The 11,764-nt window shown below is 61.8% G+C and carries 10 protein-coding genes; 4 read left to right on the top strand and 6 right to left on the bottom strand.

Annotated features, from left to right (window positions below; all coding sequences use genetic code 11):
* Nucleotides 1-39 precede the first annotated feature (39 nt).
* Both AC57B1_RS04535 and cadR read right to left on the bottom strand, forming a co-directional pair.
* Nucleotides 40-240 carry a hypothetical protein gene (locus AC57B1_RS04535; protein WP_091797365.1) on the bottom strand — a complete coding sequence of 67 codons (201 nt, stop codon included), beginning with the start codon at nt 238-240 and terminating at the stop codon, nt 40-42.
* A 101-nt stretch (nt 241-341) separates the two neighbouring features.
* Nucleotides 342-773 (bottom strand): Cd(II)/Pb(II)-responsive transcriptional regulator, encoded by a 432-nt coding sequence (gene cadR / locus AC57B1_RS04540; RefSeq protein WP_091797368.1) that lies wholly within the window; start codon nt 771-773, stop codon nt 342-344.
* A gap of 79 nt (nt 774-852) precedes the next feature.
* On the opposite strand from cadR, the gene AC57B1_RS04545 reads away from it, so the two are divergent.
* Nucleotides 853-3,234 carry a heavy metal translocating P-type ATPase gene (locus tag AC57B1_RS04545; RefSeq protein ID WP_496416760.1) on the top strand — a complete coding sequence of 794 codons (2,382 nt, stop codon included), beginning with the start codon at nt 853-855 and terminating at the stop codon, nt 3,232-3,234.
* A gap of 56 nt (nt 3,235-3,290) precedes the next feature.
* On the opposite strand, the gene AC57B1_RS04550 is transcribed toward AC57B1_RS04545, so the two are convergent.
* Nucleotides 3,291-4,352 carry a helix-turn-helix domain-containing protein gene (locus tag AC57B1_RS04550; protein ID WP_496416761.1) on the bottom strand — a complete coding sequence of 354 codons (1,062 nt, stop codon included), beginning with the start codon at nt 4,350-4,352 and terminating at the stop codon, nt 3,291-3,293.
* 326 nt (nt 4,353-4,678) lie between these two features.
* On the opposite strand from AC57B1_RS04550, the gene adh reads away from it, so the two are divergent.
* Nucleotides 4,679-6,199, top strand: coding sequence for an aldehyde dehydrogenase (adh, locus tag AC57B1_RS04555; protein ID WP_496416762.1), 1,521 nt, complete (start codon nt 4,679-4,681; stop codon nt 6,197-6,199).
* Between the two features lie 65 nt (nt 6,200-6,264).
* Complete coding sequence (locus AC57B1_RS04560) at nt 6,265-6,660, top strand: DUF779 domain-containing protein (protein ID WP_496416763.1); 396 nt, start codon at nt 6,265-6,267, stop codon at nt 6,658-6,660.
* Between the two features lie 16 nt (nt 6,661-6,676).
* On the opposite strand, the gene eutC is transcribed toward AC57B1_RS04560, so the two are convergent.
* From eutC to eat, 3 genes are read right to left on the bottom strand one after another with little or no spacing between them, the layout of a single operon-like run.
* Nucleotides 6,677-7,474, bottom strand: coding sequence for an ethanolamine ammonia-lyase subunit EutC (eutC, locus tag AC57B1_RS04565; RefSeq protein ID WP_496416764.1), 798 nt, complete (start codon nt 7,472-7,474; stop codon nt 6,677-6,679).
* Complete coding sequence (locus tag AC57B1_RS04570; RefSeq protein ID WP_496416765.1) at nt 7,471-8,865, bottom strand: ethanolamine ammonia-lyase subunit EutB; 1,395 nt, start codon at nt 8,863-8,865, stop codon at nt 7,471-7,473. The genes eutC and AC57B1_RS04570 overlap by 4 nt, the downstream gene beginning before the upstream one ends.
* A gap of 43 nt (nt 8,866-8,908) precedes the next feature.
* Nucleotides 8,909-10,312 (bottom strand): ethanolamine permease, encoded by a 1,404-nt coding sequence (eat, locus tag AC57B1_RS04575; protein WP_496416766.1) that lies wholly within the window; start codon nt 10,310-10,312, stop codon nt 8,909-8,911.
* A gap of 404 nt (nt 10,313-10,716) precedes the next feature.
* Between eat and AC57B1_RS04580 the strand changes: the two genes are divergently transcribed.
* Nucleotides 10,717-11,199 (top strand): AraC family transcriptional regulator, encoded by a 483-nt coding sequence (locus tag AC57B1_RS04580; RefSeq protein WP_496416767.1) that lies wholly within the window; start codon nt 10,717-10,719, stop codon nt 11,197-11,199.
* Nucleotides 11,200-11,764: the final 565 nt, after the last annotated feature.

The following is an 11,764-nucleotide window of genomic DNA, read 5'->3' on the forward strand; positions in this document are numbered from 1 at the left end:
AATCGGCTTGAGTCGGCAAGAGGCTGCTGAAGGCAAAAACTATTCGGCCATGGGACCGGGGGCGGGACGGCCTTCGATCTGCTCGTACAACACCGAGCCGTCGTCCCCGTCGAAACGCTCGACGTAATTACGCGCGCCGCACATCGGGCAACGGAACAGGAGGCCCTGCCCTTCGTTCTTGATGACGACGTCCGATTGCTCCCACTGCGCTTCGCAGGATTGATTTCTACAGGTAAACACGTTGCTTCTCCAACTGGATTCGATTGTTGATCCGGCGGGCCGCACGAGCGGCCCAGCCGTGAATGGGTCGCGGCCGTCGAGGTGACGACGGCCGAAGGCTATCAACCTAGGTGCGTATGCCGCGCACGCGGCGCGCTCACATCCATTTCGTTGAGCCCGTGCACGATGCCGCAATCTTCCACGGCCTGTTCGCCGTGGCATTGCTCGCGCAAGGTGGTCAATTGCACTTTGAGCTGCTTCAGTTCGTCGATGCGGGTATCGACGTGCGCAATGTGCTCGTCGATCAAGGCATTGATGCCGCCGCAGCCGGTGGCCGGCGCGTCGGTCAGACGCAGCAACGCACGGATTTCGTCGTGCGTCATGTCGAGCGCGCGGCAATTACGGATGAAACGCAGCCGTTCGACGTGCTTTGCCGTGTAACTGCGGTAATTGGCCTCGGTGCGCTCCGCTTCCGGCAACAGGCTCTCTTTCTCGTAGAAACGGATGGTTTCGGTCGTGCAATGGGCGATTTTCGCCAATTCGCCGATTTTCATGGACCCTCCGGATGGCGGCCTTGACCTTGTAGTGGCTTCAAGGTGTTTACTAGACCACAAATCGAACCAGGAAGCCACCATGCCTCAAGCCAACCATGCCGAAACCGACCGCCTGGAAAGGGCGAAAGCCTGTACCGACGGGCACGACGGCCATGCTCATGCGCATGACCCGGCTCATGGTCACGGCGCGAAGTGCGACCATGGCCACGGCGACCACGCTCAAGACCATGGCAACGGCCATGACCACGACCACAGCAACCATCGCCACGCTCATAGTCACGCCGAGACGCCTTGTTGCGCGACGGCGGCAGCCGCGTCGGCACCAGTCCGGCTGCCGCAGCCGGAAGCCGTCGGCAGCGACCTGCGCACCGCCATTCGCATCATGCAGATGGATTGCCCGACCGAGGAAGCGCTGATCCGCAAGAAATTCAGCCGCATGCCGCACGTGCGCAGCATGGACTTCAACCTGATGCAGCGGGTCTTGACGGTGGTCCACGCGCCCGAGGCGCTCGACTCGATCCTCGCCGCGCTCCGTTCGCTCGATTTCACGCCGGAACTGGCGGACGCCGATCCGCACGCACCGCCCACCGCCGCTCCGCACGCGCCGCCCAAACCGTGGTGGCCGCTGGTGCTCGCCGGTGTGGCCGCGGCCGGTTCAGAGGCCGCAGGCTGGCTCGGTGCACCGGTCTGGGTGTCTGCGGCTCTGGCGATCCTCGCCATCCTCTCCTGCGGCCTCACGACGTACAGGAAGGGCTGGCTTGCGATCCGCAACGGCAACCTGAACATCAACGCGCTGATGAGCATCGCGGTGACCGGCGCGCTGATCCTGCGGCAATGGCCGGAAGCCGCCATGGTGATGGTGCTCTTCACCATCGCCGAACTGATCGAGGCGAAGTCGCTCGACCGCGCCCGCAATGCGATCCAGGGCCTGATGCAGCTCACGCCCGACCAGGCCAGCGTGCAACAGCCCGACGGCAGCTGGCGGTCCATCGACCTCAAGGCGATTGCGCCCGGCGCCGTGGTCCGCGTAAAGCCGGGCGAGCGGATCGCGCTCGACGGCGAGATCGTGGCGGGCCGCTCGAGTGTGAATCAGGCGCCGATCACCGGCGAAAGCCTGCCGGTCGACAAGGAGACGGGCGACGCGGTGTTCGCCGGCACGATCAACCAGACCGGGTCGTTCGACTATCGCGTCAGCGTCGCCGCCGGCAACACGACGCTCGCGCGCATCATCCATGCAGTCGAAGAAGCGCAGGCCACCAAGGCGCCGACGCAGCGCTTCGTCGACCAGTTCGCCCGCGTGTATACGCCGATCGTGTTCGCCGTCGCGCTCGCCGTAGCCATCGTGCCGCCGCTTCTCTTCGGCGGAGCGTGGCAAGCGTGGATCTACAAGGCGCTGGTGATGCTGGTAATCGCGTGCCCATGCGCGCTCGTGATCTCGACGCCGGTGACGATCGTCAGCGGTCTCGCCGCGGCCGCCCGCAAAGGCATTCTGATCAAGGGCGGCGCATTTCTCGAACGGGGCCGCAAGCTGACCCGGCTCGCGCTCGACAAAACCGGCACGCTCACCCACGGCAAGCCCGTGCAAACCGAGTTCGAGATACTTGCCGAGGTCGACGCGGTCCGTTGCCGCGCGCTCGCGGTGAGCCTCGCGGGACGCTCGGATCATCCGGTATCCATGGCGCTTGCGGCGGCCGCGAAGACCGACGGCGTCAGCCATCTGACGGTCGACGCCTTCGAGGCGCTCGCGGGACGCGGCGTGCGCGGCGAGATCGACGGCTTGCCCTACTGGCTCGGCAATCATCGGTTGATCGAAGAACTCGGACGCTGCTCGGCGTCGCTCGAATCACGGCTCGACGGGCTTGAACGCCAGGGCAAGACCGTGGTGATGCTGGCGGACGCCGAACGCGTGCTGGCCCTGTTCGCGGTCGCCGATACGGTGAAGGAGACGAGCCGCGCCGCCATCGCCGAATTGCAGCGCCTCGGCGTGAGCACGGCGATGCTGACCGGCGACAACCCGCACACCGCCGCCGCGATCGCGCAGCAGGTCGGTATCGACGAAGCGCGCGGCAATCAGTTGCCGGAAGACAAGCTCAACGCGGTCGCGCAGTGGTCGAGCGATCACGCGACGGTCGGCATGGTCGGCGACGGCATCAACGACGCGCCCGCGCTGGCACGCGCCGACATCGGCTTCGCGATGGGCGCGATGGGCACCGACACGGCAATCGAAACCGCCGACGTCGCTTTGATGGACGACGACCTGCGCAAAATTCCGGCATTCATTCGCCTGTCGAAGGCGACGCATTCGGTGTTGGTGCAGAACATCACGCTTGCATTGGGCATCAAGAGCGTGTTCCTCGTCTTGACCGTGATCGGCCTGGGCACGATGTGGATGGCCGTTTTCGCCGATGTCGGCGCGAGCCTGCTGGTGGTCGCGAACGGGTTGCGGCTGTTGCGCAAGTGACGGCATAGCCAGTTTTGCAGTTGCGGTGCAGCGCACGGCGCTTGCAGCCGGCCAGGTCAGTGCGCGACCGCGTTTACCGCGCCGGCCGTCTCCCCGTGAGCGCCGATCGCCGCCTTCAACGTATCCGAAGGCCGCATGCCGAAGAGCTTCCGGTAATCGGTCGCAAACTGGCTCAGGTGCCAGAAGCCCCAAGCCGCCGCGACGTCCTGCACCGAGCGTGATTCGCGCGATGCGCTCGACAGATCGCGCCGCGCGCCATTCAGGCGAATCGCGCGCAGATACGTGGCGGGCGCCATGCCGAGCACGTCCTGAAAGCAGTATTGCAGCGTGCGCCGGCTGACATGCAACTGCTCGCACAACTCCGGCACGCTCACCGCGCGGTCGCGATTGAACAGCACATAGTCGCGCGCTTCCGACACGATCGACTGCCGACGCGGCCGCGTCGGCATCACAACCTGCTCCGAAGCTGACTCCAAAGCGGGCAACGCACCGACGTCGAACAGCGAAGCCAGCACCGCGGCCTGCAGATTGTTGCGAGCAACCGACGATAGCGGCGTGCCGCGCACGGCGCCATCGTCGAGCAACTGACGCAGCGTGGCGCACAACTGTTCCTTGCGCGCCATGCCGATCGGCACGACCTGCGTATTCGGCACGGGGTCGGCCAGACCGATGCGCTCCACTTGCTCCGCGTAACGGCGCAGCACCTCCCCTTTGACCACCACACCAAAAATCTCGTAACCCGCAGAGGTGAGCAGCTCAAATTCGATTCCGCCCGGACGGAACGCGAGCGCGTCGCCGGCGATCACTTGCGCGTCGATGCGGCCGGAACCGGCGGGGCAAGTCGGAATGCCAAACCAGTAGGCGTCCTTTTGCACTTCGCAGGTTTGCCGCAGCGTGTGGCTGGTCGTTTCGACGAACACCTGCATGTGATCAAGACACAACTCCGTCAGGCCGCCGACAAAACACCCCGCCGTCAACTGGTCGTAGGTCTGGCTCCAGCCATGAAGGTTACGCGCCTGCTCGTCGGCATCATGGGCGACGCGGGTCTGCACGCAGAAGCTCGGCTGCGGCGTCAGTGCCGAAGCGGCCAGGCTATCGCGGAAAGTGTCGATCGTCATACCGGATCTGCGCAAACGGAACATGAGGGTAAAACGGAAAGGCAATTCCCATGCCGAACGACTCCGACGCCTCGCCACTCGAATCGTACCGCCAGCCCACAGGCCCACTGTTCAATGGATGAACAGCACTGCGTGCATTGCTCAAAAATGTGACGCTCCCTTGATAGCGACTGAACAACCTCGTGCGCCATGCCGTGCGCTAGTGCCTGCCGCGTGTGCATGGGTCACCAGCGCGGTGCATTGGCACGCTTCTGGCTCTACCCTGAGGCGGCCAAGCGAAATATCGCGCCGAATATAGCCCATTCAAACATGTGAGGAGCACACAGATGAACCATGCAGAGATGCAATTCCTGACCACCGAATTCCCGTTCAAAAAGCAGTATGCGAACTTTATCGGCGGCGAGTGGGTGAAACCCGTGGGCGGCGAGTACTTCGACAATGTGTCGCCGATCACCGGCGAGGCGTTCACGTCGATTCCGCGTTCGCGTGAAGCCGACGTCGAACTCGCACTCGATGCCGCTCATCGTGCGAAAACGGCGTGGGGCAAAACCTCGGCCGCGGATCGCGCGAATATCCTGATCCGCATTGCCGACCGGATGGAAGCGAACCTGCAGCGTCTCGCCGTAGCCGAGACGATCGACAACGGCAAGCCGTTGCGCGAAACCATGGCCGCCGACATTCCGCTCGCCATCGATCACTTCCGCTATTTCGCCGGCGCCGTGCGCGCGCAGGAAGGCTCGCTCTCCGAGATCGACCACGACACGGTCGCTTATCACTTTCATGAACCGCTCGGCGTGGTCGGGCAGATCATTCCGTGGAATTTCCCGATCCTGATGGCGGTGTGGAAACTCGCGCCCGCGCTTGCCGCCGGCAACTGCGTGGTGCTCAAGCCTGCCGAGCAAACGCCCGCTTCGATTCTCGTGCTGGTCGAGATAATTCAGGATCTGCTGCCCGCGGGTGTACTGAACGTGGTGAACGGCTTCGGTCTTGAAGCCGGCAAGCCGCTCGCCTCCAGCAAGCGCATCGCCAAGATCGCGTTTACCGGTGAGACCACGACCGGGCGGCTGATCATGCAGTACGCGAGCCAGAACATCATTCCCGTCACACTCGAACTCGGCGGCAAGAGCCCGAATATTTTCTTCGCGGACGTGATGAGCGAGGACGACAGCTATTTCGACAAAGCGCTCGAAGGCTTCACGATGTTCGCGCTGAATCAGGGCGAAGTGTGTACCTGTCCGTCGCGCGTGTTGATCGATGAAAAGATCTACGACCGCTTCATGGAACGTGCGCTCAAGCGTGTCGCCGCGATTACGCAAGGGCATCCGCTCGATACCAAGACGATGATCGGTGCGCAGGCTTCGCAGGAACAGCTGGAAAAAATCCTCTCGTATGTGGACCTCGGCAAACAGGAAGGCGCCGAATGTCTGATTGGCGGCGAACGCAATGCGCTTGGCGGTGAGTTGAGCAAAGGCTACTACGTGAAGCCGACCGTATTCCGCGGCAACAACAAGATGCGCATCTTCCAGGAAGAGATCTTCGGGCCGGTCGTGTCGGTCACGACGTTCAAGACGGAAGAAGAAGCGCTCGAGATTGCCAACGATACGCTCTACGGTCTCGGCGCCGGCGTGTGGACGCGCGACGGCACGCGCGCCTATCGCTTCGGCCGTCAGATCCAGGCGGGCCGCGTGTGGACGAACTGCTATCACGCCTATCCGGCGCATGCGGCGTTCGGCGGCTACAAGCAGTCGGGTATTGGCCGTGAGAATCACAAGATGATGCTCGACCATTATCAACAGACCAAGAATCTGCTGGTCAGCTATAGCGACAAGCCGCTCGGTTTCTTCTAAGCACCGCGCTCCTGTTCGGGCGAGCCGCACTGTGCGGCTCGCTCTCTTTTTTGCAAGGGCATGTGATGGCTGATAAGAAGGAAGTCGCCCGCGTAATCGCAACGCCGGCCGCCGTCGAGTTGATCGACAAGTTGCGCGCCGAGCACGGGGCCGTGCTGTTCCATCAATCCGGCGGATGTTGCGACGGCAGCGCGCCGATGATGTTTCCGCAAAGCGAGTTCATGGTCGGCTCGTCCGACGTGAAACTCGGCACGATTGCGAACGTGCCGTTCTACATGAGCGAATCGCAATTCGAATACTGGCAGCACACGCAGTTGATCATCGACGTGGTGCCGGGCAACGGCGGAATGTTTTCGCTGGAGCGGCCGAGCGGTTTACGTTTCCTGACGCGCTCCCGTCTTTTCGAAGACGACGAGAACGCGTGGCTCGACACGCATCCGGTGCAGCGGGCCGATGCTTGATCCTGTGTGCGATCTGTTATGCGGTGCCAGGGTTTGAATCGTCGCTGATCGAGGGTGCTGCTGGTGTCTCTGCCAGCAGCGCATCGCTGTCGTCTTTCAGGCCGACGCCGGTGAGACCCAGACGCCTTGCGTGCGTCAGCAGATAGTGCAGTTTGTGTGCGGCCAACGGATAGTCGAGTCCTTCAGGGCGCACGTTCGAAATACAGTTGCGCTGCGCGTCGCTGCAGCCGACTTTCGGCGCGTACGTGAGATAGATGCCGAGGCTATCGGGCGAACTCAAACCCGGTCGCTCACCGATCAGCATCACCACCAGCTTGGCATTCAGCAATTCGCCGATCTCATCACCCAGCGCAACGCGCGCCTGACGCGCGACCACGACTGGGCCAATCTTCCAATCCGCGAGACGTGGAACGACCGCTTGCAGCAGCGGAAGAGCTTGCTTCGACGCGGCGAACGCCGAAAGACCGTCGCCGATGACAAAGACCACCTCGGGCGAATCGTCGGGGACAGCCGCCAGCGCTACGCGACTTGCTTCCGATAGACGTCGGCCGAGATCGGGACGCCGTAAATAATGCTCGCGATCGGGCGCGGCGCTATGCACGTCGAGCGTGTTGAAGTTTTGCGCGCGCAGTTGCTCGTGCAACACTTCCGTATCGAGCGGATGATGCACGGCATCACGCGCCTGCGCGTGCGACAGATTGAACGCCAATAGCGGCGCAGTCGGCAGGCTATTGCCCGCGCGGCCCAGCGCGATGCGTGCATTGGTAAACTGCCGCAGCGCGTTCCACGGATTCTTTTCGAGGAAGTCGCTCATGCGATGCCCATCCAGTCGGGCGCGCCTTCCAGCAGCGGTTGTTGTGCCGATGCACTGAGCAACGCACCGCGCGAGTCGGTGATCTGCATCGACTCCAGCCATTCTTCGAACTCCGGCGCACGGCGCAAGCCGAGTACCTCACGCACGTAAAGTGCGTCGTGGAAGGACGTGCTTTGATAATTGAGCATGACGTCGTCCGCGCCTGGAATGCCCATGATGAAGTTGATGCCCGCTACGCCGAGCAGCGTGAGCAGATTGTCCATGTCGTCCTGATCGGCTTCGGCATGGTTCGTGTAGCAGATGTCGCATCCCATCGGTACGCCGAGCAGTTTGCCGCAGAAATGATCTTCGAGACCGGCGCGCGTGATCTGTTTACCGTCGTAGAGATATTCCGGTCCGATAAATCCGACCACAGTGTTCACAAGGAACGGATTGAACTTGCGCGCGACCGCATACGCGCGCACTTCGCAAGTTTGCTGATCCACACCGAAATGCGCATCTGCCGACAACGCGCTGCCCTGGCCCGTTTCGAAGTACATCAGATTGTTGCCAACCGTGCCGCGCTTCAGCGAAAGGCCCGCTTCATACGCTTCCTGCAGCAGCGCGAGAGAAATGCCGAAGCCCGCGTTCGCTTTCTCCGTGCCGGCAATCGACTGAAACACCAGATCGACCGGCGCGCCTTTTTCGATCGCGGCAATCGTATTGGTGACGTGGGTCAGCACGCACGATTGCGTCGGCACCTGATAGCGTTGACGGAAGTCGTCGATCATCAGCAGCAGCTTGGTGATCGCGGCGAGATTGTCGCTGGCCGGATTGATGCCGATCATCGCGTCGCCGCAGCCGTACATCAGGCCGTCGAGCATCGAGGCGGCAATGCCTTTGACGTCGTCGGTCGGATGGTTCGGTTGCAAGCGCACCGACATGTGACCCGGCAAGCCGACTGTGTTACGAAAGCGTGTAATCACCGGACGTTTACGCGCTACCGCAATCAGATCCTGATTGCGCATCAGTTTGGACACCGCTGCGACCATCTCCGGCGTGAGACCCGCGGCGATACGCGTGAGCGCCTCGGCATCGGTCGTGCTGCTCAGCAGCCAGTTGCGAAAATCGCCCACCGTGAGATGCGCGATTTCGGCGAATGCCTGCGGCGAGTGATCGTCGATCACGAGGCGCGTGACTTCGTCGCTTTCGTAGGGAATCAACGCTTCGTTGAGGAAGGTGCGCAGCGGCAATTGCGCGAGCGCCATCTTGGCGGCGACGCGTTCTTCCTCGCTCGCCGCCGCCACGCCCGCGAGCTGGTCGCCGGAACGCTGCGGACTGGCTTTCGCCATCAGTGTCTTCAGATCGGCAAAGCGGTAGGTGCGGCTGCCGATCGTCTCGATGTAGCTCATCTTTACGACTCCATCGCCGCTGCTCGCGCAGCGGCTCGATCCGTCATTCCTCGAGCAAAGCGTCCGCCGGTGCGGCTTCGCGTTGATGCCGCGTCATCAGGAAGTAGACGTAGCCCAGCGCGAGGAAGATTGCGAACACGACCGCCACCAGAAAATTGAAGTAGACCATCGTTGCCAGACAAATCACCGCGGCCACCAGCGCGAACGCCGGAAAAACCGGAAACAGCGGCGCGCGGAACGGGCGCTCCATGTTCGGCTCCGTGCGGCGCAGCTTGAACAGCGACAACATGCTGATGATATACATCACGATAGCGCCAAATACCGACATCGTCACGATGTTCGCTGTCAGCGTCTGGCCGCCGAACTGGATCAGCTCGTCGCTGTAGATCGCCGCGATGCCCACCACGCCGCCCGCAAGGATCGCACGATGCGGCGTCTTGAAGCGCGGATGCACCTTCGAGAGCCACTCCGGCAGATAGCCCGCCCGTGCCAGCGCGAAGATTTGCCGCGAATAGCCGAGGATGATGCCGTGAAACGACGCGACCAGCCCGAACAGGCCGAGCCACACCAGCATATGCATCCAGCCGCTATGTTCGCCGACGATAAACTTCATCGCCTGCGGCAGCGGATCGTTGATGTTCGACAGCTTTGTCCAGTCGCCAGCCGCGCCGGCAAACACCATCACGCCGACGGCGAGCACCACGAGCGTCAGAATGCCGGCGACATAGGCGATCGGAATCGAGCGCTTCGGGTTCTTGGCTTCTTCGGCCGCCATGGCCACGCCTTCGATCGCAAGGAAGAACCAGATCGCGAACGGAATCGCCGCGAACATGCCGTGAAACGAACCCATGCTGAAGGTGTCGGCACCCGACCAGCCGCCCTTCGCGAAGTTCGACCACTGAAAACCGGGTGACACGACGCCCATGAAAACGAGCAGTTCGAAGATCGCGAGCAGCGTCACGCACAGCTCGAACGCCGCGGCAATCTGCACGCCGACGATATTCAGCGCCATGAAGACGAGATAAGCGCCCATCGCCGCATGTTTCGGCTCGAGACCCGGAAACTGCACGTGCAGATAGGCGCCGATCGCAAGCGCGATGGCCGGTGGCGCGAACACGAATTCGACGAGCGTCGCCGCGCCGGCCAGATAACCGCCGGTCGGACCAAAAGCGTGACGGGCGTACGCGAACGGGCCGCCCGCATGCGGAATCGAGGTGGTGAGTTCGGTGAAACTGAAAATGAACGTCGTATACATCGCGGCAATGAAAATCGCCGTGATGACGAAGCCGAGCGTGCCGGCGCTTGCCCAGCCATAGCTCCAGCCGAAATACTCGCCGGAAATGACGAGACCGACCGCGATGCCCCACAGCTGCCACGTGCCGAGCGTCTGCTTCAACTCGTGATGCGTGACTTTACCGACGTGCTGATTGTTGGACTCTGATTTCATCGGGTGCTCCCTGACGGTGCCGCCGGCTCGATCCCGCAAGGCTTTGCGGTGCATGGGCGGACAGGTTTCAGCCGATGGTAGTGAGCCATTATTCGAGGTGTTATCGAAATTCGGCAAAGTTTTGCGGCGTGGCGGTGTCAGCGGGCGCTTAACTGCAGCGTATGTTTACCGCTGAGTTCAGGTGAACTTCGCAGGATTCGGTAAACGCGGACGTGATACTTTGGCTCACATCCGTTCTGGCGAACGGCTCGATGCCGATTCCGGAGATTGCCGAACGCTCCGGCGGCAGCAGTCTGCAATCTTTTTCCCGCACGTTTCGCGCTGTGTTCGGCACGCCGCCGGCGCAGCATCGCAAGCAAGGCACACGTTGCCGGTTTCGTCCGGTGCTATCAGGAGACGATCAAATGACATTGCGTGAAGTGGTGATTCGTCACGTGGAGCCGATGGAGGTTTTGTCGGTCGATCACATTGGGCCGTATATGCAGATCGGCAAAGCGTTCGATGCGCTGTTCGGCTGGCTGGCGAAACATAATCTGCTCGCGGCGCAGATGCGCATGATCGGTGTTTACTACGACGATCCGGGTGTCGTTGCGGAGAGTGAGCTGCGGTCTAAGGCTGGAGTGTTGTTGCCGCATCCGGTTCAGGCGTCCGTGACGGTCAGTCCGCCGGTTTCCGTGGCGCATGTGAAGGGTGGTGAGTACGCGGTGTTGCGACATCAAGGACCGTATAGCGATATGCGTGCGGCTTATGAGTGGCTGTATGGAACGTGGCTCGTGCAATCCGGGCGAGAAGCCGCCGACGCGCCGGTGTTCGAGGAGTATCTGAATAGCCCGAAGGATACGGCGCCTGCTGATCTCGTTACGGAGATCTGTTTACCGTTGGCCTGAGCGTATACCTGCCGGCTATGCTCGCTTGTGCAGCGTGCCGCGCGGGTGTCTCTCTGGTTTTTATAGTCTTTGTATATGTATACGTAGTAATAGTTAACAAGCCTCGCCTTCTTCTGTGGATAACTTGAAACTTCGTTTACGGATCAAGGCGATGCGGAATCGATAACCCTGCGGAGCGTGCACGAACAGGAACACGGAGCCAGGGAAAACTTTTGTGCGACCTGGGTCAGGCGCGTTTTTATCAAGGTTTCGCCCACAATGTGTCAGATGGGTTGTACAAAAGTTGTCCAGAGGAGGGTGTGGATAAGTTGAGGGCACGCGACGTTGCGAAACTTTGGCGCTGGGGCCCGCGGTCGGCGTGCTGAGTTTCGACATGGTATCGACGATGCGACCGTCAGATACGCGAGGTGGCGTTGCCGCAATTGCTGACGCTTGGTGATCTAGGGAAGGTCTGCAAAAGTCCTGGCGTTGACGTCTGGGTCGACTATCCTGGGAGAAGGCAAGTTTCAGGGGTTCCCCGATGACACAGCTCGGTCTTGGTCTGGATCTTTCAACGAAACGCACG

The sequence above is a fragment of the Paraburkholderia sp. BGA-UO-ETr-F21 genome, from assembly GCF_059567925.1.